Below are 23,257 nucleotides of genomic sequence, written 5' to 3' on the forward strand. Positions count from 1 at the left end.
GGATTATACAGATGCTTTTTCTTAAACAAGCGGTCAAATTTTGGCGATTTTTTGCAATTTGCACAGTAGGTGTCAGCCTACTGTCTGCTTGCGATCAAAAAAGTCAGCAACCAAAGGTTGTGAAGACGACATCAACAGAATCCTCCATTAATAAAAACATATTAAAACGAGCGGTGTATGCGGAACGCTTACGTGTTGATCCTCACTTTATTCAAACTTCTGATGAAGCGGCGTTTATTCGAGATATTTTTGCCGGTTTGGTTGAGTTTAATGAGAAAGGTCAAATCGTGCCGGCACTCGCTAAAGATTGGTTTAGTGAAAATAATAAAGATTGGCTATTTATTCTCGATGACAGTGCTAAATGGTCAAATGGCGAAAGCGTAACGGCAGATGATTTTGTAGCTAGCTGGCAGCGTTTAGCTGCTCCTAAAAATGTTTCTCCTCTTGCACCTTACTTAGTCTATATGGGGATAGAAAATGCCAAAGAAATTGTTGAAGGGAAAAAGCCGGTTAGTGAATTAGGTGTAAAAGCGTTAAATTCGCATAGCTTACAGATTAAGCTCAGTAAACCAAATGCACAATTGGTGAAAATGTTAGGGCATTCCGCTTTACTACCAACCTTTAAAGGTGAGGCGCCGAAGCTTAATACTTTAGTAACGAGCAGTGCTTATCATATTTTTGAAAGTAGTGATAGATTTGCGAAATTACAAGCGGTTAAAAACGGCTTAGATTTTGCAACAGTAGAGCATTATGCTATCGGTGATTTACAAGCGATTAAGCAATTTGACGTAATTGAGAACCCATTACCAAGCCAGCAGCATAATATTTGGGAATTCCCTCGCTTATGTACTTATTACTATGAGTTTAATTTCGCCGATCCGCAATTGAAGAAAAAAGAAGTACGCCAAGCGTTGAAAGCAATTGTGCTTTCTGCACGAATTCCACATTTATACGGCGTGGCTAATTTTTCTGTATTACCAAGGAATATGCAGGCTTCTGTGACTCGTCAATGGGCGCCAGTAGTGGTTGAGCCATTATTAGCTCAGGCCGGAATTAACGTACAGAATCCGCTGAAATTAACCTTGCTGTATGATGATCACGGCAGACATAGTGTGATTGCCAATCAAATGATACGTACTTTAGGAGAGTCTGATCTATTACAGATTCAGCCGCAAGGGGTAAGCTGGGAGCAATTTTTGGCATTAAGAGAACAAAAAGCGTTCCAATTAAGCCGAGCGGGTTGGTGTGCCGAGTATGCGGATCCACTGCCGTTTTTATTACCTTTCCATTCACAAAGCTCGGATAATAAGAGTAATTATGCAAATGAAATGGTTGATAAACAATTAGAACAGCTGCAACATGAAAAATTATCGGAAGAGCAGCGCCAACAACTTATTCATAGCATTGTGCAACAATTAGAGCAGGATGTGGCGATTTTGCCTATGTTCCAATATCATCGCAAAGTTGCGTTAGACTCCACCATTTTAGGTATTGATCTACATAACGATAGCGAAGTAATTTATAGTAAACATTTATATCGAATGAAGCCCAAGGATTAATCGATGAATCAACTTAACGAACAGCAATTAAGTGAAATTAAATTTGTTTTACAAAATTTCACTCACCCTACATTGCAAAAAGACTTAATCGCACTGAATGCGTTTAAAAAAGCGGAATTAGGCGCAAGCATTTTGCGTTTGGAATTTACCATGCCGTTTGCTTGGAATAGCGGTTTTGAAGCATTGAAAGCGGAAACAGAAGCAAAACTCAAACAAGTTACCGGCGCAAATGAAGTAAAATGGATCTTAAATTATCAAATCGCCACCTTAAAACGCGCCAATAGCCATCCGGCAGTAAACGGCGTAAAAAATATTATTGCGGTAACATCAGGTAAAGGTGGGGTAGGTAAATCGACTACCTCGGTAAATCTTGCATTGGCATTAAAAGCGCAAGGTGCAAAAGTGGGTATTTTAGATGCGGATATTTACGGCCCGTCAATTCCACATATGTTAGGCGCTCAGGATCAGCGTCCTACTTCTCCGGACAACAAACACATTACCCCGATTGAAGTTTACGGTATTCAATCAAACTCAATTGGTTATTTAATGGCGGAAGATAATGCCACCATTTGGCGTGGACCAATGGCAAGTTCGGCATTAAGCCAATTATTAAATGAGACGTGGTGGACGGAACTAGATTACCTTGTGATTGATATGCCGCCGGGTACCGGTGATATTCAACTGACCCTTTCTCAACAAATTCCGGTAACCGGTGCGGTGGTGGTTACAACGCCACAGGATATTGCGTTGTTAGATGCAATTAAAGGCATTTCAATGTTCCAAAAAGTGTCGGTACCGGTATTAGGTGTCATTGAAAATATGAGCGTGCATATCTGCCAAAATTGCGGTCACCACGAAGATATTTTCGGCACTGGCGGTGCAGAGAAAGTAGCGAAAAAATATGGTACCAAAGTATTAGGACAAATGCCGTTACATATTCGTTTACGTCAAGATTTGGATGCCGGTACACCGACCGTCGTTGCGGCACCGGAACACGAAACTAGCCAAGCGTATATCGAATTAGCGGCAAAAGTTGCTTCGGAATTATACTGGCAAGGTTCGGTTATCCCGTCTGAAATTATGATTCGTGAAGTGAAATAAGCCCTGCTCAATAACAACCACATAAAATAAAACAAGCGGTAGGATTTGCAGAAAAATTCGGTATTATGTAGCAGTTGCACAAAGATTTAACCGATTGAAAACATTAACATCCCTATTGAAATTTTCACTCAATAGGGATTTTTATTATGACACAAAAGTTACTCAAACACGAGTTAGTCGAACGGTTGTTTCAACTGAAAGAAAAACAAGATTTATTAACGGTGCAAATGCAACTTTTAACGCAAGAGATTAGCGAGTTGGCAGATCCATTTATGCCGAAAACACCGAAAAGCCAGTCTGTGATTACTACTCGTTTAATCGCACAAGTATTAAAGGAAAATCAGGATATGTGGTTGGTATGTGGGGATATCGCAGAACGGGCATTACTGTTAGTAGGGCAACCGCAGTTTGTTGATGTTAGCGATAACCATTATAAAGCAGTCAAAAGAATGTTGTTGCGGTTAGAGAAAAAAGGATTAGTTGAGTGTGCAGGATTTCATTGGCGGTTAAAAACCTTGAAAACTAATTAACAGTTACGCTTTCAATCTCCACTGCACATCATTTGCTTTTAATGCTACTCGTTCTACCACGCCTTTATTAAGCCAGTGTTTCAATGCGCCACGAACAGAAACAGTATGCTGCGGTTGAATGATTGGTTCTTGTTTATCTCGAATAAGAACGAGCTTAATCAATTCATTAACGGTAAATTCATGGTTTGGTTGAGCCTTCATCTCTGCCAGTACCATTTGGCGTAATTTCCCTTTAAAATGGCGTTTATGAGTTTGATAAGTATAAAGCTCCGTATTGTATTCATCAGTTAGCGCTTCTGCTTGCATAACCTCAATAGCTGCTTGTAGCTTATCAAGCTTACTCTCCACCAAAGCAAGATGTTCTAGCACTTGCTTGCGCTCACGCTGCAAGCGGTCAATTTTTGCCTGAATTTGGCTTAAATAAATTTTCTTTGCCATTACATTACCAATCGTTCTACTTGTCTATGGTTGCCTTGCCAGTAGCCTTTCCAAGCATTATCTGATGACGTGCTGAGGCATTTACTGGTGATATCATTGAAAATGGTTAAATTGTCCAGTTTACGAGTATCTTCACGATAGGCGACTTCGTTGGCATAATTATCAAGATACACGTTACTCATCTTGTGGACTTGTCCGTAATACATACGTTTGAAACGTGCGAAGTAACTTTCCGCAAGGTTATTAGTAATGCCCTCATCGCTACGATATTCACGTTGATGGTTTACTCGTTGTAGGTCGTAATTCACCATCAATTCATCATACGCCGAGTTTTCGTCCGCATGAATGCGGCTGTTTGGTTCAATGTACGCAGTGGCTAATTTCTTCACCGTTTCAGTGTTCTCTGAGAGAATAGGGAAAGTGATGGTTTTCTTTGCACCCACTAATTGTGGATTAGAGGAAGTTTCCTGTTCTGAATAACGCTCACGCATGACCAATACCGCACGTTTATTTGGATTCGTATTTTCTTTTAATCGTCTATCCACACGTTCTGCTTTCTTATTCTTTGGGCGTGGCGCAGAATGTACATAAGTGCCATCAATATGGATTTCGCCTACTAGGGGGAATAGCTCACGTTGAATAATCAGGCTTTCACGAATCTTATGCGCCAGCGTAAATGCTGTTTTGTACTGTACATTCAAATCACGAGAGAGCTGGCAAGCGGAAATCCCTTTTACCGCATTCACAAATAATGCAATAGCGAATAAGTAAATTTGAATCGGCAACTTATGATTCGCAAAAATCGTCCCTGACGTGATGCTAAAGGTATGCTTACAATGCTTGCATCGCTACTGCTTACGTGTGGAGATAAAATAGGCTTGATGTTGCACACCGCATTTAGGGCATACGACATGCTTTTCACCTCCCCAACGAATATCGCATAGCATTGAAAACGCTTCCGCATCAGATAGACGAGCTACCTTGATAGGCGAAAGCGTTCGGGCTTTGCTTGTGAGAAGAAAATGAGATGCCATTTAATATTTAAATCCTATAGGTTATCGTTTGTTAAAATGCACATAGAGGTGTATAATTATCTTATTTACGATTTATAAATATACATAAACAGTGATAGCTTGTCAATATAGAGATACACAAATGAATACAAGTGAAAGACTTAAACGCATAATGGAAGTGAAAGGATTTAATCTAAAAACTTTTGCAGAACAAGCTGATATACCTTATCGAACACTGCAAAACTACATTTTAAGTGGGCGAGAACCGAATGCAGAAGCTTTAATGAAACTGCATACCCGATTAGGTATTAATCTAAATTGGCTGGTCAGTGGTAATGGTCAGATGTTTAATGACAAGTTTGAAGTATCTAATTTGAGTCAAGAAGATATAAATCTTATCAATAATTATCAAACAATGTCAGAAGATATTCAAACTGCATTCAAAATATTATTTAATAATTACAAGCTATAACCTTAGATTGGAAACTTAATAAGTTATTAATATGAAATTTAAAAACAATCAGACAGAACAAAAGTTAAGAGGAGGATATTACACTCCTAGATATCTATCAGACTATATCACTAAATGGATATTAAATGGTTCTCCGCTAAATATCTTAGAGCCTAGTTGTGGTGATGGAGTTTTTATTAAATCGTTAGCTAGTAATAAATATAATAAAATTAATAAAATCACTTGCTTTGAATTAATTGATTCAGAAGCTGATAAAACAATTAAACTACTTGAAGAAATGGGATTTAATAATTCTATTGTTAATAAAGGTGATTTTTTAGGCTGGGCCTTAAAAAGCATAGGGAATACAGAATTTGATGCCATTATAGGTAATCCTCCATTTATTAGATATCAATATTTAGATGAGAAGTTTCAAAGTAATTCAAAAGCTATTTTTGATAAATTAAATTTAAAATTTACAAAGCATACAAATTCTTGGGTTCCTTTTTTACTTTCTTCTTTGTCTTTACTCAAAGATAAAGGAAGGATTGGTATGGTAATTCCATCAGAGATTTTAAATGTTATTCACGCACAACCATTACGAGATTTTATAGCAAATGGTTTATATAGAGTCTTGATTATAAACCCTAAAAATATTTGGTTTGATAATACCCTTCAAGGAGCCATTATTATATTCATTGAAAAAGTTGAGTATAAAAACCAATCAGGATTATCTATTGTAAATGTAGAAAATGATGAATTTATTAATATTGAACCAGAAAATTTATTTAAAAATGCAAATTATATTAGTTTTGAAAATTTTCAAGGTAAATGGACGAATGCAATTTTAGATGAAAAGGAGTTAGATTTAATTAATAAAATTAAAGCCCATAATTCAGTATATAAATTTTCAGATATAGCTACTGTTGAAGTTGGGATAGTTACTGGCACTAATGAGTTTTTCTTAGTAGATGATAATACAGTTAAAGAATATGACTTATACAAGTTTTCCTATCCTATGTTTGGAAAAAGCCAGCATTGTAAAGGGATTATATATGACCATAACCAACATATTGAAAATAAAGAAAATAATTTCCCTACAAATTTTATCTATCTAGGTGATGAATATGTAGATCTGCCATTAAAAGCACAAGAGTATATAAAAGAAGGCGAAAAAAGAGGTTTCCATCAAAGATATAAATGCAAGATTAGAACACCATGGTATAAAGTCCCTTCTGTATATTCGAGCAAGATCGGAATGCTAAAAAGAAGTCATGAAGCACCAAGATTAATATTAAATAGATTAGAGGCTTATACTACAGATACTGCATATCGTATAAAATCAAACAAATTTAGAGATTCAACACTTGTTTGTTGTTTTTTAAATCCGTTTACTATGATTTTATCTGAATTGAATGGACGGTTCTATGGTGGTGGTGTATTAGAATTAGTTCCATCTGAAATTAGAAATCTTTATATCCCGATAGATGAAAATATTAAATTTAATATTGAAGAAATAAATGATTTAATCAAAGAAGGGGGGATTGAAAAGGTTGTTGAAAATAATGGTAGAATAATTTTCGAAAACTTAAGATTCCCCAAAGAGTACAATGTTATGTTAATGACAATATGGCGAAAGTTAAAAGATAATAGATTGAGAAGATAATTAACTTTAATTGTATGATCTTTAGAAGATTAAAGCTTATCTGTTATAGATCATACAATCACTTATAAATTATCTAACTGTATAGATTTTCAATAGATGGAACTATATCATCTAACTCGCCTAGATTATATAATTCTTTCATTTTTTCATCTAACATTCTTTTCTTGCTCTCAAACATTCTTTCATATCTAATTGAATCTCTTTCATTAGCTTTCTCTATTTTTGAAAAAAGATCATTAAGATTTTTTTGCAAAAGAGCTATTTCATCATGCATAGATTTATCTATTTTATTATTAAAATTGATATTCGGAATTAATATTTGTTTTTGTACTTTTGTGCCTCTGGCAATAAACCCTCCTTCAAATATCTCACCTGATAATGACACAAGCCACTCTGAATATTTTGAGGATAAAACCGCCTGTATATAATATATTGAATATAAACAGTTAGCAGGAATATTGATTAAACTATATCCTGCGGTACCTCCAGAAGATATGAATACTCCTTCATGATCTATACTGTATTTATATCCTTTTGATAAAATCCCAACAATAATTTTAGGACAAGAATTACAATTTTCTAAAGCTTGATGACGACCATATTTATACCAATCATTTTCAGTTATTGGGGGGAAAATATTTCTACTCAATAAGCTTGATTTAATTCTCATTAAGAAATTAAAGCCATAGGGATAATTATGTTTTATAGTCATGATATCCAATAATTCTAATTTACCTCTATTGCTGCTATAAGGATATATTAAAAAACTATTAGATTGTACATTTCTAAAAGTATATAAAGGGGTGTTCTTATCTGTCTTAAAGTATGGTTTTGTTAATTCTTTTTCTATTTTAAATTCCTTTCCTTCAAATAAAAAATATATATATTTCTCATCTGTATCTATTGATGTATGAATATATTGGCTATTGGCACTAGTTTGTACCCCATTACTAATAGACTTACTACCGATAATTTCCTCTAAAGGAGAGCAAATTTTTCTCAAATGATTTAATACCAATTCATCTTGATGATTCTGCAAATACCAAGTGTCATATGAAAGTGGATGTTTAAAAACTGTAACATATTTCTCCTCTCCATCGTTAACAGAAGAACTATCAAACCATTTTTTATAATCTCTAATGTTTTGATAAAGAAAAAGTTTATTTTTATTACTTTTATTAAATATTGCAATTGAAGTATATGTTGATTTATTTTTAAATAATTGATTACTACCAAATGAAATTAATCTAAACAAGAAATTATGCTTTAGTGAAATAAACTCTCTAAATTTTTCAGCTGATTTTAGCTTTACAAATTTAGATGGTATTATATAACCTAATAATCCATTATTATTTAATAGATCAAATGCTCTTTCAATAAATAAATAATACTTATCAAATTGTTTATCTGCAACAAAATACTTTTCCTTATATATTTCAAACTCTTCTGGATATAATGATTTCATATATTCAGTTGCGAGATATGGAGGGTTGCCAACTATAATATCAAATTTATAATTACGTAAATCAAGTGGGTTTATTTTTAATTCATCTTGGTCAGATAATCTATTTGATGGTTCAATTAAACTATTTCCCCAAAGAATGTTTCTGCTTAAATCAGGTAATATACTATTCTCACTCTGAATAGTAAGATCACTTTCTTGTTCTAAAAGTTTTAATAGCAAGCCAAATCGGCATGCTTTTACAGCATTAAAATCTTTATCTATACCCCATATACAACTTAATAATAATGTCTTCTTATCTTCAAAATATAATTTATATTGATTTACCCCAGTTTTCTGTAATTTATTTTTATCATTTTTAACATAATAGTCTACAAGTATATCTTGCAGTCTTTGATAAACTTCCAATAAGAACGCTCCTGAACCACAGGCTATATCAGAAAACTTACCTTGATAAATTTTAATGTCATCTTTATCTTTACAATACTCAGAAACGGTATAGTCAAGAATTCTTCTAATAATAAAGTTTGGAGTACTAATAATATCTCTATTTAAGTTATAATCCTTTGGACGGAGGATTAGTTGATTATCCTCTAAAATAAGTTCTTCCCCTAAAAACTGTTCATATATACTTCCAAGTAAATCAGAAGATAATACAGAGAAAGAATATGAATTATATGGATAGTATAATTCTTTCAATATAATCCATAAATTAGAATCTGGGGAATTTATTAGTTGATCTATATATTTTAATTTAAACAATCCAGAATTATATTTTTTATCAGCTTTTTCTAAGTTTGATTTAAATTTTTTGTGCTGATCATCTTTCGTTACATCTAGTAAGGATTCATAACATTCAATATTTCTATCTTCACAAACCCTTAAAAATATTATGCTATTAATATAATCTTGAATTACATCATTTAACTCAAAGTTGGGAATGTTAGGATTTGCTTTAATTAAATTCTCCCCTAATAAGTATCGCCATCTTTTTATTTGTTCAAAGAAAACATTATCTACTGTTTGCTTAGATGTATCAATTTTTTCTGAAATATCAACCCACTCTTCATCAAAACTTCCTGAATAAACACTTTCTTTTCCTAACAATTTTATTATTTCATCAAATTTATCTATGTATTCTTTATAGTTATACAATCGCACCCTGGCATATGATGCATCTTGTTTAGTATCTACTTTCTCTGAACAATCATATATGGCAAGGTATTCAAAATTAGATAAAACAGAAATGTTTAATTTTGCGGTAAAACCATATCTTCTTACTTGATGTGCAGATGATGAATCTGTTTTTATTTGAACATTCGGCTTTTTAGCTTCAACAAAAAACTTTCTTTGGGAATTTAATCTAAATGTATAATCTGGCTTCTTTATATTTACTGAAGCTCTTGCTCTTAATGATTCTTCAACGATTACTTCTCTTTCAGATGTTCTTTTATTTTTAGAGTTACCTATATCCCAGCCAAGTATGCTAAAAAAAGGATCTAAAAAATCTGTTCTTAGTTGAGCTTCATTATATGAAGATAAACTATAGAATTCTTTTTCAGCATCATATTTTTTGACTAATGCTACTAATTGCTGTTTCGCTTCATTTAAACACATAAAATTCCCTCCAATAATATATTTTTGTATGAACCAATTTAACTGGAATCTTGCCTTTATTTTAAAACCGTTCCACATCTTTCTGAATATACTTTAGAATTAATCTCTAGTTAGATAACTCATAACCACATAAATAGTGTTGATTGGATTAATGTCCACAGACTAAAAATGAATAAGATACACTAATTTGAAAAATAGATTATAATCGAAACCGTAACAAGTAAGGGGTATTTTGCTTGTTATAAAATTGCTTACGAATCACTTACCCAACCCAACTAACAGGAAGTTAGTATGAAATCCACGTTTCGTGGCACACTGGCGAAAGCGAGTATTACTAAGTCCACATATTGTGGCAAATCACTACATTTTAGTGGTTATAGTCTGAGTTATTCAGGCGTATATTCGGTATTCGGAGCTCTTTTCTGAGCTGACCTGTTCTGACAGGTTGGCGATTTTGTGTATCTAGCGAATACCCTGAATATACAAGGAATACGCTTATGACTCAACATTTTCTACTCTCAACTAAATCACGCACATGCTATCTTAAAGACATATTTCGTTTAAGTGAAGACGAAGCCTTGCAACTTTTAAAAGCCAACCGTCGGGAAAATCCTGATAAAATCCTCCAAAGTAGTACGTCTAAATTATAGAATAAGCCACTTAAGATAATCACTCAAGGTGTTTAAAATATCATCAATTAAACTTGTCAAAAAATTTCTCTTGACAGAACTAAGACCTTTTTGGCACTCGCTATATTCAAAAATGCAGAAAATTTCAAAAAGCACTTGACAAAAGAAAACGCTTGACAAGCACCCTATAAAATAATATCTTTTTGCCCACAGAGAATAGTCCCTTCATTATGACTTTGTTTTTTTAAGCCTAAAAAGGCTTGGAAATTTCAGAGTTTTAATGAAGGGATTTTTGTTTCTATGGCACAACATTTTCGGTTATCAGCGGCAGCACGCCAGCTATCTGTAGATAGCTTGGCGAGTTTATCTGATACCGAGATTTTTCAGCTATTGAAGCAAGCTCGTTGGGGTAATGTAGATGAAATGAACGACGTTATTTGTCCGCATTGCCATACTCGCCACCACGCCTATTTCATTTCCACTCGTAAACAATGGCAGTGCAAACATTGCCAGCATCGTTTTTCTATTACAGCAGGCACGATTTTTCAAGGTGCAAAACTTTCCTTGCGTAAAATTGTATTGGCAATTTTCTATTTTGCGACTGAAAGTAAAGGATTATCTGCCATTACGTTATCACATAAGCTCAACGTGCAATATAAAACAGCGTGGGTACTGCTACATAAATTCCGAGAATCCTTTGATAAAGCCAAAGATTTAACACCGTTAAATGGTGAAGTACATATCGACGGTGCTTATGTGAATTACTACATTCGCCCTAAAAATTTCCGTCATAAACGTATTGATAGACGAAAGAAACGTTATCAGCGTGCAGATAAATCTTGTGTATTGGTATTCCGCCAACGTGCAGCTAATCAAGAAGTGATGAAAGGGGCTGATAGAAGTATTGTCGCCGTAGTAAAAGAAGAAAATACGCAAGATATACTGGATTTAACGCAACGTTTAGTCAAGCCGAATAGCACCATTCATGCTGACGAAAACCCTGCTTATGACAATCTCGTCTTTCATTATGATTTATGGCGAGTAAACCATTCGCAAGAGTATTGTTCGATCGATGGTGTAACGAATAATCTTGCCGAATCCTTTTTTGCACGCTTACGGCGAGCAATTACAGGTATCTACCACAAAATGAATAATAAATATCTGATGTTCTATGCCAATGAAATGGCGTGGCGAGAAGATAATCGCCGAAAAAGTGTAAAAGAGAAATTTGAGCAATTACTAAAATGTTGCTTAAACACCTTGCCATCACGAGATTTTATAGGGTATTGGCAAGGTAATAAAAAAGCCGAAGCCTTGTTTGGTTTAGCAAGCCTGACTGCTTCAAACGATTCACGCTACCTAAATGCAGCGTAACATTGCAACAAAGAGGAATACAAAATGACTGAAAAAAGAATCAATACAAACCTTACTAAAATGTCTTACGAGCATTTTCAAGCATTTATGCAAGGGATTGCTTTGCTTTATTCTAACGTGAGCTTTGAACGTAACTACATGTCCTTATTCAGTGACTTAAGCTCAATGGCGAAACATGTTGAACGACTACCTTCGGATTTCTTTACTTTTTATGGAGCGTATGAAATTGCAGGTAATCAAGTTGTACTTGCGGTGTTTAGAATTAACCTCTCTGAATCAGAGAGCGATGAAAGTCCAAATATCTCAGATATTGAAGTGAGTTTTGCAGAAGATGAACGTAATCTACGATGCTCGGTTCGAATCAGAAAATATCTCACCCAATCGGATTTTGTAGCAAGGGCAAATGTTGCCTATCCACCAGTAATGGAAGATTTGTTATGGGAAAAAGATTCTGTCAGTAAAAAAACATCTAAAAAGGCATCTTCTACTGAAATGGAAAATCCTGTTTGGGATTTCGATGACGATGTTTCTTTTTAAGTGAGTTATATTTTTCAATATCCTTTAAATCAGAAAGCCTTTAACTTATCATTAAGTTAAAGGCTTTCTTTTCAACGGTTAATTATTCAAGTTTTGGTTTTGTGCAACTGCTACATAATACCGGAAAAATTTGCAAATCCTACCGCTTTTTTATTTAGTACGATTCACTGTTGGACGACAGTTTGATTTTATCTGTCAAGATATTATGTTATTGTAATGAACTGTTTGTTAATTATTTTTATTAATTTGAAAGGAGGCAATAATGAAAATAAAAGTGTGCCATATAGTGCTACTAACCTTAGGGAGTTTTATCGGTTACAAATGGTATCAACATGAACAATGGCAACAGCTGATGGTCAGCGGTTATTGTGAGAAAGACGGCACTTATTTTGATGATAGATATACCAAACAGGAACTAATCGATAGAGCAATTAACTATGTGCTAGAGCACCAACCCGAAGGAATGATTGGAGAAAAAGGAGAAAGTTGGGATATAAAACGATATACCAGCATGGCGGAGTTTAAGAAGCTAAATCCAAATTGTTGCGAGGTTCAACCACTCTTTGTTGATTTTCCTCCTGAATACTATGATTTTACCTTAGAGGGAAAGGCTTATCGGTATGTGATCTTAAAGTATAAGGAATACTATACAGAGAATCGAAAGCCAGAGAATGTGACAGAGTATCTCGCCTTTGGTAACTGTGGTGATTTGAAAACGCTACATGAGTTAGAAAAAATGAGATAAGAAAATTTAAAAGGGAGATAATATTTAAAATATAAATAAAGGCACTCAACGGAGTCGAGCGCCAGCTAAGAATATAATTCATCTCTGCTATTGACGAAGTAAGCTTCAGCCTATTTCGTCGTTAAACTAACCCACCACCAAATCAAATCTCACACTAAACTTGTTTTCCATTAAACGGTATTGATCTTTTAAGTTCGGGCCGCAAGAGTTGGAGCCGATGCCACTCATTTTGTAATCGATACATAACACGCTGTAATCGGATTCTCGTAGCTCGTAGCAATGTTTTTTCGCGGTTAATTCTTCTTGCGTATATGGCGAGAGATTAAAGCTGAACGGTTGGCTTGCACTCACAAACAGATTTTCCGATTTGAGATATTCGCAACCGTAATGGCTGCCGTTCTCCTGCGGTTTAACATAATCGGTATGATTTTGTTTTGCGGTGGTACGGTAGATGCCTAACTTCGCTAAATGGTGTTTATCCACATAGCTTTCTTGCTCGCCATAACCGAAATATTCGACCGCATTTTCCGCTTTAGCAAGCCAGAAGCGTAAACCGAAACGAGGTAAATACGGTAATTCGGTTGGGCGGATTGCATTAATTTCCACCGAAATCTGTCCGTCATTTAAGATACGATAACCAATATCCAGCGTTAAAAGACGACCACGAGAAATTGACACAATCGCAGATTTTACTGAAAATTCGACCGCTTGTTCGCTTTGTTGCCACTGAATTTCATAAGCTCTGGTATAGGCTTTATCGTAGCCGGCATTTTGCCATGCTTCACGAATGAGACGATCATTATCGGTCGGCGCACGCCAGATATTAAAATCTAACGGTTGTTGAATAATCGCTTTGCCAGCTTTTTCAATACGGCTGAAAATCCCTTTCTGTTTATCTAATTGATAACTAAATTGACCGTTGTGTACGTTAATGTGGAAACGATCTTCCTGTACTTCAAATGTACTGTTTTCAATCGTGTTATTTTTAATCTTACATGGCGGTAACACTAATTTATTTTCGCTAAATAAATTGAGCTGCTCGAAGCCAAGTGAATGTGCTTCGTCTAATAATTCAACTGCCGTATTTAAGCGATAATCTAAATTCAATAGCCATAAATGCCCGTTATTTTTTGGTAACTCAATCGGCAATATTGCGCTGCTGTGCGGTTTGCAAGAAACAGATAAATTTCCACCGCTTGTAACCACACCGTTTTCGACAAATTCATAATCAATTGTCAGATAATCAGCGAGATCGGTGAAATCCAAATAGTTGTGGATCACAATTTGGTTATCGATTAATTCGGCACGTGCAGGGCGATTCACATTTTTAAGCTCCAATAAATTACTGTGCGGAATACGATCCGGTGAAACTAAACCGTCCATACAGAAATTTCCATCGTGCGGAGTTTCGCCGAAATCACCACCGTAACCGAATTGTCCGTTAGCACGGTAAGGGGCGTGATCGCACCATTCCCACACAAAACCGCCGCACGATTGCGGATGACGATGAAACGCTTGCCAATAATCTTCCGCATCGCCGTTTGAGTTACCCATTGCATGGCTGTATTCACACAATACGAAAGGTTTGGCTTGCGCAGTGGCACAATAGCGGTCGATATCTTCGGTTGAGCCGTACATTTCACTATAAAAATCTAAATTCGACAGATCATTATTATCGGCAGAATGTTGGTAAATCGAGCTTTCGTAGTGGACTAAACGAGATTTGTCGCGTTGTTTAATCCATGCTGCCGCCGCTTCAAAGTTTGCACCGTAGCCGGATTCATTACCTAACGACCAAATAATAATTGAAGTACGGTTTTTGTCTCGTTCCACGTTGGCTTGTTGGCGGTCTAAAATCGCTTTTTTGAACAGCGGATCACGGGCAAAGTAGCAGAAATTATCAATTGTATCTTGGCGGATACGTGCGGTTTGCAAATCGTTTTCATGGTTTAAGAAAATACTCGGTTCCGGTGTTTTGACGGTTAGCATTGAAGCTCCATGTGATTCGACATCACTTTCACCAATCAGATAAAAACCGTATTGATCGCATAACTCGCTAAACCAAGGTGCATTCGGATAATGGGCGGTGCGGATCGCGTTGATATTATGTTGCTTCATTAGCTGTAAATCTTTATGCGCTTGTGCGTAGCTAATCGCATAACCGGTTTTCGGATCGCTATCGTGGCGATTTACCCCTTTAAATTTAATCGGTTGTTGATTGAATAACAAAATGCCGTCTTTGATTTCCACTTTTCTAAAACCGATTTTTTGCACAATCACTTCTTCTGCAGTACGTAAAATTAAGGTGTAAAGTTGCGGGTTTTCGGCATTCCATAACTGAATATCTTCGACATCAATATTAAGCTGCGTATCGGTTTGATTGAAAACGGTAAAGCCTTTCGAATCGAGTAATTGATATTCAATCGTTTGCGGTTGACGGTTAAACAGCGTTTCCACTTTCAGATTTGCATGACGTAATTCATCATCCAACTCATATTGAATAAAAAAATCTTGTAGATAATTTTGTTCACGCTCAAGCAAATAGACATCACGGAAAATGCCCGACATTCTGAATTTGTCTTGGTCTTCTAAATAGCTGCCGTCACACCATTTCAGTACCACGACGGTTAAATGGTTGGTGCCGACTTGTAAATAATCGCTAACATCAAATTCGGAGGTATTGTGGCTAATTTGACTATAGCCGACAAACTGTTTATTCACGTAAACAAATAAACAGGAATCTACGCCTTCAAAATTGAGCAAATAACGCTTATTGCTTTTCGGGGTAAGTTGCACAGTACGATGATATACGCCGCACGGAGTTTGATGTGGTACAAACGGCGGATCAAACGGGAACGGGTAGTTAATATTCGTATAGTGATGATGATCAAAACCGTGATTTTGCCAATTTGCCGGCACCGGAATTTTATGTTCAAACGCAACATCAAGGAAATTATCCGGTAGGTCATGATAGCTTTGGAAGTAATTAAAATCCCATTGACCGTTGAGTAGAGTAAAGTAGTCGGATTGTTCACGCTTGCCGCTTAAAGCCGTTTCATTTTGTTTATGCGGAATAAAATAAGCGTGATGTTCAACGGTATTTACGTGGAGTATATTCGGATCTTGGAAGTAATTTGGCAGTATCATGATAATTTCCTCGATGTTTACAAATTAAAAGTGAAAGGTATAACGAATATCGTGTTTATAGCGTTCGCCCGCTTTGGTAATGCCACCGAATTTTGCCAGTTCAGCTTGGTTTGGCGAATCAGGGAAAAATTCCGGTTCTAAAGCAACGCCTGCGTAATCTTGATAAGTTGAACCGTTCAGATCCGGTTGCCCGCCAAGCCAATTCCCCGAATAACATTGCAACGCCGGCATTGAGGTCTTTAATTCAAGCGCAAGATCTTCAACCGTTAAACAAGCGGTCGGTTTTGAAGAATTTTTTACCAATTTGAAAGCGTGATCGTAGCCTTTTACCAACTGTTGATCGGCATCTTTCAGCAAGTCTTGCCCGATCGGTTTAGGCGTTGAAAAATCGAAACCGGTATGAGCAACCGCTTTAAACGGTAAAATCGGGATACCATCTGCACCGACCGGTAAATATTCGTCAGCATTAATCATTAATTGATGCGAAAGTACATCACCTGCGCCGAGTAAATTGAAATAAGCGTGATTGGTAAAGCAGAGCGGGGTATCTTGATTGGCGGTTGCTTCAAATTCGATTTCGACTTCTTTTCCATTCAAACGATAAGTGACAAAGGCATGGACTTCACCGCCGAACCCTTCTTCGCCATCTGCAAAAATTCGGCTAAATTTGACCGCTTGCGAATCGAGTTGCTCCGCTTGCCAAACTTGCTTATCCGCTCCTTTTACACCGCCGTGTAAGCTATGTTCACCATTATTTTTGGCCAGTGTATAGGTTTTGCCGTTAAGCTGATATTCGGCATTAGCAATACGATTAGCATAACGACCACAAGTTGCTCCAAAGTAAGCGGTCTGATTTTGCCAATTTTCTGCAGATGTGGTGACTAATATTTCACGTTCGCCTTTCGGGTGTTTAACTACACAAGAACGCCAAGCGGCGCCGAAGTCGGAGAGTGTGATTCTGAGGAATGAGTTTTCGAGGGTAAATGTTTTCATAGTTCATATCCCAAGCAGAGGGAAAGCCACGGAAAATCTTCCGTGATTTCCGTGAATTAAACATTAAATAAGATGAACGCCGTCACAAGCGGTACAAAGGTGGAAAGTTTCTTTAATACCGGTTTGTTTTTCATAGTTATCCGCAATGAGTTGACGTAAGTGTTCCACTTTTTCGTTTGGCACTAAACAAACAATACAACCACCGAAGCCACCACCAGTCATACGTGCGCCGCCATTTTTACCGATCGCTACTTGTGCCAGTTCGACTAAGTAATCAATTTCCGGAATGGTAATTTCGAAATCATCACGCATAGAGTCGTGAGACCCGGCCATTAATTGACCGAGTTTGACCATATCATTTGCTTTTAAAGCTTCAACCGCTTCTAATACACGCTGATTTTCGCTGATGATATGTTTTGCACGTTTGTAAGCTAATTCATCTAAGGCTTGTAGTTCTGCGGCTCGCTCAATAAATTGTTCCGGCGTAACATCACGCAATGCTTTTGCCCCAAAGAATTTGGCAGCGAATTCGCATTCTTTGCGGCGGCTGTTATATTCACCGGTCACTAAGTCGTGTTTAACGTTAGAGTTGATAATCGCAATCGAATAACCGTGCGGAACCGGTGTTGGGGTAATTTCTAGCGAACGGCAATCAATCATAATTAATTGATCTTTTTGTCCGAGCGCCGAGGTAAGTTGATCCATATTGCCGCAATTCGCGCCGACAAATTTGTTCTCAGCTTGTTGTCCGATTAAGGCGATTTCCGCCAAACTAAGTGGCAAATCACCTAACACTTGTGCGGTTTTACCGATTGAAATTTCTAATGCGGCGGAAGAACTTAAACCGGAAGACATCGGTACGTCACTCGTCATCACTAAATCCGCACCTTGTTTAAACTCTGGACATTTCGCCTGAATATATTTTACTACGCCACGTACGTAATTCGCCCATTTGTGTTTGGACGGTTCAATCGGTTGGCTAAGATCGAACTCATCTTGTTGGTTAATATCGATCGCATAGACTCGCCAAACCGAATCGTCACGTTTACTAAAGCTGACCGCCATACCGTAGTTAATTGCACAAGGCATTACAAAGCCGTCATTGTAATCGGTGTGTTCACCGATAATATTGACTCGTCCCGGAGCGAATACGGTTTGAGCAGCCGAATAGCCGTAATGTTCGGCAAATTTTTGTATCGCAAGTTGTTGTGGTTTCATTGTCTCTTTCTCTTCTTTTTATTGATCTTTATAGTGAACGCTGTCGCTCACCGCATTTAATCTTTCTGCCGCTTGTTCCGGTGTCAGGTCTCGCTGACTTTCCGCCATCATCTCGTAGCCGACCATAAATTTACGTACGGTTGCCGAACGTAACAGCGGTGGATAGAAATGGGCGTGTAGCTGCCAATGTGCATTATCACTTTCATTAAACGGTGCGAAATGGAAGCCCATCGAATACGGGAAACTGATATTAAATAAGTTATCGTAGCGAGTGGTTAGTTTTTTAAGTGCGAGAGCTAAATCAGCTCGTTCTGCTTCGTTTAAATCGGTAATTCGCTTAAAGTGTTTACGTTTTGGTAACAGTAACGTTTCAAACGGCCAGCCAGCCCAATAAGGCACAACCGCAATCCAATCTTCAGTTTCTACTACAATACGTTCTTTTTTGGTTAATTCACGTTCCGCATAATCCAGTAACAATGGGCGACCGTATTGTGAGAAGTAATTCGCCTGACATTCGTCTTCAATCGTTATTTCATTCGGTAAGAAATTACTTGCCCAAATCTGACCGTGTGGGTGAGGGTTAGAGCAACCCATCATGGCGCCTTTGTTTTCAAAAATTTGAACCCATTGATAACACGTTTTTAATTCGTTAGCTTGTTCTTGCCAAACTTGTACGACTTGCTCAATTTCAGCCACCGAAAGTTGCGGTAAGGTTTTACTGTGATCGGGCGAGAAGCAAATCACACGGCTTTCGCCTTGGGTATGTGAAATTTGAAATAGCGGATCAGTATTTGCTTCCGGTGCGGGTGTATCAGGTAATAGTGCCGAGAAATCGTTTTTAAATACGAAAGGTTTGGTATAAGCAGGATTTTGCTCGCCGGTAATACGTTTATTGCTTGGGCAAAGATAGCAAGTCGGATCATAACTAGGTTTATCATCGACAACCGTTTCTTCTTGTTGACCTTGCCACGGGCGTTTTGCTCGGTGAGGCGAAACGAGAATCCATTGATTTTTTAATGGATTAAAACGACGGTGAGGGTGATCATTTAGGATAAATTTTTCGCTCATGTAGAATTGCTCCAATTCAAGTTTCATTATCGGAGTATAACCGACAATTTGAACTAAGGCTGTGATTATGATCACAGAAGCCAATTTTGGCTTACTGATTTTTCAAATCTTGGTTAGATATTGAAATGTTAACGTTACCATTTTTGTTTTTAAAGCAGAAATTCTAAAAAATGTGAGCGAGATCACGATTTTTTTATGATTATAAATTTTATGTAAATTATAGGGAATGATTTATTTTTTTATAGCAAAATTGGTCTAAGCTTGATTGGTGCAAGATGTACCAGTAGTGGTCAGGCTGGCGTTCGGCGTATGTATTCTATACAGTGCGAGCGTTCTTCTTCCATTTTATACATAAGGAGTGTATATGGCTTTCGATACCTTTAATTTCTGGAATTTGCCAATCAGCAGAAATCCTCAACCTGTCCCATATCAACCTAAACCACCAGGTCCTGTTCAGTATTTAAAACAATTTGTGATTGATGATGATCAGGCAACATTGGTATTAATTAACCGTTGGGTAGCGCCACCAAGCTATCGTGATCGAGTTATTTTTGATGACATTAGCGGCGGACGTTTACTTCTGGTTAATAACGATGGTAGTTATCGTGAAATTAACGACTCAGACAATAATAGCTGGGTATATCGTGATTTAAGAAATACGGAACATAGCCGTCTTTATTTCTTACCGGATAATCCTAGCTCTGAAGATACAAGAATCCATGTAAAACTTCATGTGGAACCGAATAACTCGAATGTTGTGGACGTTGATGAAGTTTATAATACGAATTATTCGATCCATTTTGACGTACAGGATATCGCTTCAAGTAGCACTGTTAAATTTGGTACGGATTATTCTGATAGTCTGTATGGCACACGTGAAAGTGATACGATCCACGGCTTAAATGGTAATGATTTTATTATGGGCGAGGCTGGTGATGATCTGATTACCGGTGGTGCCGGTAATGATCGTTTATTAGGCGGCTATGGTGACGATACATTATATGGTTCAGACGGTGCAGACTGGCTAAATGGCGGTAACGGTAGCGACTTCCTTTATGGTGGTGCGGGTAACGATACTTACTATTTCTATAAAGGTGCCGGTCGTGATGAAATCTTCGATGTTGAAGGTGAAAATACTCTACAATTTGCGAACGGTATTCGCCCTCAAGACATTACTATTGATGCGACAACAAATGATTTAGGTAATGTGAGCTGGAATATTCGTGTGAATGGTACGGATGATCAGGTTTTCATTTACGACCAATACTCAAATGGCGGTAAAACAATCGGTGTGAACAAATTTATCTTCGGTAATGATTTCTTCACAACAGAAGAGATCTCCGATATGTTCGGTTTACCGGAAGTACCTGTATTAGAAGCGGAAAACCCAGAACCAAACTTTGAGATTGAAGTATCTGGTTATAACGATCTCATGATTCCAATTTCGGAAATCTCACCGATCACTTATCCGGAATATGCTAACGCATTTGTATTCTAATCAGTGTTTGGAATATAGTTAGTTATATAAAAAATGAAAGCGGTCTAATTTTTTAAGAATTTGCAAATTCTTGCTGAAACTAGACCGCTTGTTATTTGGGACATTTCTTCGATATGTGTCGGCTTAAAAGAATATTTCTGCCTTTAATCCGCCCATTTCACTACGACTTAATTTCAATTCGAAACGATGTAATTCGACAATACGTTTAATAATTGAAATACCTAAGCCGCTGCCTCTTTCATCTTGACTGGATTGCACCGGACGATCGACCGGACGGTAGAACGGCTGACCCAGCTTAGCCAAATCTTCATCACTCACCCCATTGCCATTATCTTCTACGACGAGACTATCCGTTGATAGTGTGATCTTGATAAGGCTTTCTTCCGGTGTGTAGTTAATCGCATTATCAATCAGATTTCGTAACACTAGATTAAGCAACAAGGTTTTACCTAACTGTGCTTGGGGTTCAGCTTGCAAATCGACAATGATTTCCGACCGCTTGTTTTCTAGCTGTTGGTAAAGCTGACTAACATTATTTTCTATCAATTTTCGCCAATTAATAGGTTCTAATTGTTCTAGTTCGGTTAAGTTTTCCAAGCGAGAAAGCGTGAGTAGCTGCTCAATCAATTGCGCAATTCGGTCGATACTATTTGTCATATTTTGTAGCGCTTTACCGTGCTCAATCGGATCGTCTAACGTCATTTGCGCTATCTCGGTTTGAATTCGCAAGCCGGCAAGCGGGCTACGCAATTCATGTGCTGCATCTGATGTAAAACGTCTTTCTCGATTGAACATCGTTTGTGTACGCTCAAAATAATGATTGAGATTATTGACCAACGGAATAATTTCGCTGGGTAATTGTGCTGTGCTGATTGCTTTCAGCTCGTCCGGCTTACGCAATGCAACATCATTTTCCAATCGTTTTAAGCTGATAAATTCACGATGAATAATCCATAAAATCGCTAAGATTGTCATCGGAAAACCGAATAACCAGCTCCAAGACTGCGAGATAATCGTTTTATTAATTAAATCGTTTCGGTAATCAATTTCTTGCCCGACTGCAATATAAACATCATTATCTTTTAGCCAATAAATGCGCCAAATATCTTGATCGTCACCGATGTCATCATCAGCCTCAGTGAGCTGAATATTTTGAAAACCTTCTACCGGGGTAAAAGTAAAAAATTGTCCGTCACGCCCATCATTAATAATTTGCTCGCCTTTATCGGTAAAGATAGCAAAAGCCAGCGCATCATCATCTACATCCGCTTGATAAAATCCACCTTTATTTTGGACGGTATGAAACCCTTCGGCAATATTTGATGAAGCTAAACGTTCGGCAAAGAAAATTTGTTGAGAGTCGAACAGTTCGTTAATTTCCTTATTGAGTACACGCCATTCAATCATAGCGGAAATCAGCCAAATCAGTAGCGATATACCCGAAAGGGCGGCAAGTAAACGATATTTTAGACTACGATTTTTTAATACTTTAGCCATCTTCAGATCCTAAACGGTAGCCTACGCCATGTACTGTTTTTATCCAACTTTTACCTAGTTTCTTACGTAAATTATGGATATAGACTTCAAGGGTGTTACTACCGATATCGTTATCCCAGCTATACAATTTCTCCTCGATTGAGGAACGTGTCAGCACTTTGTCTTTATTGCTTACAAACAGCTGCAATAGCTGAAATTCTTTGGCGGTTAAAATGATAGGGGTGTCTGCTAATGTGACGCTGTGGGTATTATTATCAATACGTAAACTGCCGATCACAATTTCACTTGAGCTTTGTTGATAACGGCGACGAACCAATGCTTGTAAGCGAACAACCACTTCCATTAATGCAAAGGGTTTGCAAAGGTAATCGTCAGCGCCTGAGTTAAAGCCAAGAATACGATCATCGAGCGTATCTCGAGCAGTCAGAATTAACACCGGTATATCTTGATTTTCTTTGCGCCAACGTTTCAAAATATCTAAACCATCCATTTTCGGCAGGCTCAGATCAAGTACCACTGCATCGTATTGGGTGGAGAATAGTGCGTCAAAACCGTGTTTCCCATCTTGAAACCAATCGACGACAAAATTTTGTTTAGTCAGCCCAAGTTTTAAGCCGTCGCCGATGAGTTTATCATCTTCAATAAGCAATATACGCATTTCGTATCCTTTAAACCTTTAAATAAGCAAACAAGCGGTTGAATTTTGCAAAAAAT

At 37.1% G+C, this 23,257-nt stretch carries 18 protein-coding genes and 2 pseudogenes; 11 read left to right on the plus strand and 9 right to left on the minus strand.

What is annotated here, in order from left to right; genetic code table 11:
* The first annotated feature begins 11 nt into the window (after positions 1 to 11).
* The 3 genes from EL121_RS09175 to EL121_RS09185 all read left to right on the plus strand — a co-directional run bounded on the left by EL121_RS09175 (position 12) and on the right by EL121_RS09185 (position 3,190).
* Positions 12 to 1,559 (plus strand): peptide ABC transporter substrate-binding protein, encoded by a 1,548-nt coding sequence (locus tag EL121_RS09175; protein WP_039196312.1) that lies wholly within the window; start codon positions 12 to 14, stop codon positions 1,557 to 1,559.
* A gap of 3 nt (positions 1,560 to 1,562) precedes the next feature.
* Complete coding sequence (apbC, locus tag EL121_RS09180) at positions 1,563 to 2,660, plus strand: iron-sulfur cluster carrier protein ApbC (protein ID WP_039196313.1); 1,098 nt, start codon at positions 1,563 to 1,565, stop codon at positions 2,658 to 2,660.
* A 146-nt stretch (positions 2,661 to 2,806) separates the two neighbouring features.
* Positions 2,807 to 3,190 (plus strand): hypothetical protein, encoded by a 384-nt coding sequence (locus EL121_RS09185; protein ID WP_039196314.1) that lies wholly within the window; start codon positions 2,807 to 2,809, stop codon positions 3,188 to 3,190.
* A 3-nt stretch (positions 3,191 to 3,193) separates the two neighbouring features.
* Here EL121_RS09185 and EL121_RS09190 read toward each other — a convergent pair whose 3' ends face one another.
* Both EL121_RS09190 and EL121_RS09195 read right to left on the minus strand, forming a co-directional pair.
* On the minus strand, positions 3,194 to 3,628 hold the full coding sequence (locus EL121_RS09190; protein WP_039196315.1) for a hypothetical protein: 435 nt from the start codon (positions 3,626 to 3,628) through the stop codon (positions 3,194 to 3,196).
* Positions 3,628 to 4,662 (minus strand): annotated as a pseudogene (locus EL121_RS09195) (IS1595 family transposase). The gene EL121_RS09190 and the pseudogene EL121_RS09195 overlap by 1 nt, the downstream one beginning before the upstream one ends.
* A 121-nt stretch (positions 4,663 to 4,783) precedes the next feature.
* On the opposite strand from EL121_RS09195, the gene EL121_RS09200 reads away from it, so the two are divergent.
* Positions 4,784 to 5,113, plus strand: coding sequence for a helix-turn-helix domain-containing protein (locus EL121_RS09200; RefSeq protein WP_039196316.1), 330 nt, complete (start codon positions 4,784 to 4,786; stop codon positions 5,111 to 5,113).
* 31 nt (positions 5,114 to 5,144) lie between these two features.
* Positions 5,145 to 6,758 (plus strand): Eco57I restriction-modification methylase domain-containing protein, encoded by a 1,614-nt coding sequence (locus tag EL121_RS09205; RefSeq protein WP_039196317.1) that lies wholly within the window; start codon positions 5,145 to 5,147, stop codon positions 6,756 to 6,758.
* A gap of 73 nt (positions 6,759 to 6,831) precedes the next feature.
* On the opposite strand, the gene EL121_RS09210 is transcribed toward EL121_RS09205, so the two are convergent.
* Entirely contained in the window at positions 6,832 to 9,837 is a 3,006-nt protein-coding gene (locus EL121_RS09210) for an Eco57I restriction-modification methylase domain-containing protein (RefSeq protein ID WP_039196318.1), read from the minus strand.
* Between the two features lie 291 nt (positions 9,838 to 10,128).
* Between EL121_RS09210 and EL121_RS11705 the strand changes: the two genes are divergently transcribed.
* The 5 genes and pseudogenes from EL121_RS11705 (at position 10,129) to EL121_RS09230 (ending at position 13,122) form a co-directional block, all read left to right on the plus strand.
* On the plus strand, positions 10,129 to 10,263 hold the full coding sequence (locus tag EL121_RS11705; RefSeq protein WP_269419891.1) for a hypothetical protein: 135 nt from the start codon (positions 10,129 to 10,131) through the stop codon (positions 10,261 to 10,263).
* A 71-nt stretch (positions 10,264 to 10,334) separates the two neighbouring features.
* Positions 10,335 to 10,460 (plus strand): annotated as a pseudogene (locus tag EL121_RS11785) (IS1595 family transposase); the annotation flags it as partial.
* 306 nt (positions 10,461 to 10,766) lie between these two features.
* Entirely contained in the window at positions 10,767 to 11,840 is a 1,074-nt protein-coding gene (locus tag EL121_RS09220) for an IS1595 family transposase (RefSeq protein WP_039196319.1), read from the plus strand.
* Positions 11,841 to 11,864: 24 nt separating this feature from the next.
* Positions 11,865 to 12,377, plus strand: coding sequence for a hypothetical protein (locus tag EL121_RS09225; protein WP_052190373.1), 513 nt, complete (start codon positions 11,865 to 11,867; stop codon positions 12,375 to 12,377).
* 262 nt (positions 12,378 to 12,639) lie between these two features.
* Positions 12,640 to 13,122, plus strand: a complete 483-nt coding sequence (locus EL121_RS09230; RefSeq protein WP_039196320.1) for a hypothetical protein — start codon at positions 12,640 to 12,642, stop codon at positions 13,120 to 13,122.
* A gap of 126 nt (positions 13,123 to 13,248) precedes the next feature.
* Here the strand turns inward: EL121_RS09230 and EL121_RS09235 are convergent, their stop codons facing one another.
* The 4 genes from EL121_RS09235 to galT all read right to left on the minus strand — a co-directional run bounded on the left by EL121_RS09235 (position 13,249) and on the right by galT (position 19,548).
* A complete protein-coding gene (locus EL121_RS09235; RefSeq protein ID WP_039196321.1) occupies positions 13,249 to 16,269 on the minus strand; it encodes a glycoside hydrolase family 2 TIM barrel-domain containing protein in 3,021 nt (1,006 codons plus the stop codon).
* Between the two features lie 24 nt (positions 16,270 to 16,293).
* The gene (locus EL121_RS09240) at positions 16,294 to 17,262 is read right to left on the minus strand and encodes a galactose-1-epimerase (protein WP_039196322.1); all 969 of its coding nucleotides are present in this window, start codon (positions 17,260 to 17,262) and stop codon (positions 16,294 to 16,296) included.
* Between the two features lie 63 nt (positions 17,263 to 17,325).
* Complete coding sequence (gene galK / locus EL121_RS09245; protein WP_039196323.1) at positions 17,326 to 18,480, minus strand: galactokinase; 1,155 nt, start codon at positions 18,478 to 18,480, stop codon at positions 17,326 to 17,328.
* Between the two features lie 18 nt (positions 18,481 to 18,498).
* Positions 18,499 to 19,548, minus strand: coding sequence for a galactose-1-phosphate uridylyltransferase (galT, locus tag EL121_RS09250; RefSeq protein ID WP_039196324.1), 1,050 nt, complete (start codon positions 19,546 to 19,548; stop codon positions 18,499 to 18,501).
* Between the two features lie 364 nt (positions 19,549 to 19,912).
* On the opposite strand from galT, the gene EL121_RS09255 reads away from it, so the two are divergent.
* Positions 19,913 to 21,046 carry a calcium-binding protein gene (locus tag EL121_RS09255; protein WP_039196325.1) on the plus strand — a complete coding sequence of 378 codons (1,134 nt, stop codon included), beginning with the start codon at positions 19,913 to 19,915 and terminating at the stop codon, positions 21,044 to 21,046.
* Positions 21,047 to 21,169: 123 nt separating this feature from the next.
* On the opposite strand, the gene EL121_RS09260 is transcribed toward EL121_RS09255, so the two are convergent.
* Positions 21,170 to 22,543, minus strand: coding sequence for an ATP-binding protein (locus EL121_RS09260; protein ID WP_039196326.1), 1,374 nt, complete (start codon positions 22,541 to 22,543; stop codon positions 21,170 to 21,172).
* Positions 22,536 to 23,201, minus strand: a complete 666-nt coding sequence (locus tag EL121_RS09265; RefSeq protein ID WP_039196327.1) for a response regulator — start codon at positions 23,199 to 23,201, stop codon at positions 22,536 to 22,538. Before EL121_RS09265 ends, EL121_RS09260 begins: the two co-directional genes overlap by 8 nt.
* Positions 23,202 to 23,257 lie beyond the last annotated feature (56 nt).

Origin of the sequence: Actinobacillus equuli (genome assembly GCF_900636745.1) — a bacterium.
In the GTDB taxonomy this organism is placed as follows: Bacteria; Pseudomonadota; Gammaproteobacteria; order Enterobacterales; family Pasteurellaceae; genus Actinobacillus; species Actinobacillus equuli.

Bases quoted from the DNA above. Each gene is read 5' to 3' on its own strand.
- EL121_RS09175 (WP_039196312.1), top strand. From the start codon at position 12: ATGCTTTTTCTTAAACAAGCGGTCAAATTTTGGCGATTTTTTGCAATT.
- apbC (WP_039196313.1), top strand. From the start codon at position 1,563: ATGAATCAACTTAACGAACAGCAATTAAGTGAAATTAAATTTGTTTTA.
- EL121_RS09185 (WP_039196314.1), top strand. From the start codon at position 2,807: ATGACACAAAAGTTACTCAAACACGAGTTAGTCGAACGGTTGTTTCAA.
- EL121_RS09190 (WP_039196315.1), bottom strand. From the start codon at position 3,628: ATGGCAAAGAAAATTTATTTAAGCCAAATTCAGGCAAAAATTGACCGC.
- EL121_RS09200 (WP_039196316.1), top strand. From the start codon at position 4,784: ATGAATACAAGTGAAAGACTTAAACGCATAATGGAAGTGAAAGGATTT.
- EL121_RS09205 (WP_039196317.1), top strand. From the start codon at position 5,145: ATGAAATTTAAAAACAATCAGACAGAACAAAAGTTAAGAGGAGGATAT.
- EL121_RS09210 (WP_039196318.1), bottom strand. From the start codon at position 9,837: ATGTGTTTAAATGAAGCGAAACAGCAATTAGTAGCATTAGTCAAAAAA.
- EL121_RS11705 (WP_269419891.1), top strand. From the start codon at position 10,129: ATGAAATCCACGTTTCGTGGCACACTGGCGAAAGCGAGTATTACTAAG.
- EL121_RS09220 (WP_039196319.1), top strand. From the start codon at position 10,767: ATGGCACAACATTTTCGGTTATCAGCGGCAGCACGCCAGCTATCTGTA.
- EL121_RS09225 (WP_052190373.1), top strand. From the start codon at position 11,865: ATGACTGAAAAAAGAATCAATACAAACCTTACTAAAATGTCTTACGAG.
- EL121_RS09230 (WP_039196320.1), top strand. From the start codon at position 12,640: ATGAAAATAAAAGTGTGCCATATAGTGCTACTAACCTTAGGGAGTTTT.
- EL121_RS09235 (WP_039196321.1), bottom strand. From the start codon at position 16,269: ATGATACTGCCAAATTACTTCCAAGATCCGAATATACTCCACGTAAAT.
- EL121_RS09240 (WP_039196322.1), bottom strand. From the start codon at position 17,262: ATGAAAACATTTACCCTCGAAAACTCATTCCTCAGAATCACACTCTCC.
- galK (WP_039196323.1), bottom strand. From the start codon at position 18,480: ATGAAACCACAACAACTTGCGATACAAAAATTTGCCGAACATTACGGC.
- galT (WP_039196324.1), bottom strand. From the start codon at position 19,548: ATGAGCGAAAAATTTATCCTAAATGATCACCCTCACCGTCGTTTTAAT.
- EL121_RS09255 (WP_039196325.1), top strand. From the start codon at position 19,913: ATGGCTTTCGATACCTTTAATTTCTGGAATTTGCCAATCAGCAGAAAT.
- EL121_RS09260 (WP_039196326.1), bottom strand. From the start codon at position 22,543: ATGGCTAAAGTATTAAAAAATCGTAGTCTAAAATATCGTTTACTTGCC.
- EL121_RS09265 (WP_039196327.1), bottom strand. From the start codon at position 23,201: ATGCGTATATTGCTTATTGAAGATGATAAACTCATCGGCGACGGCTTA.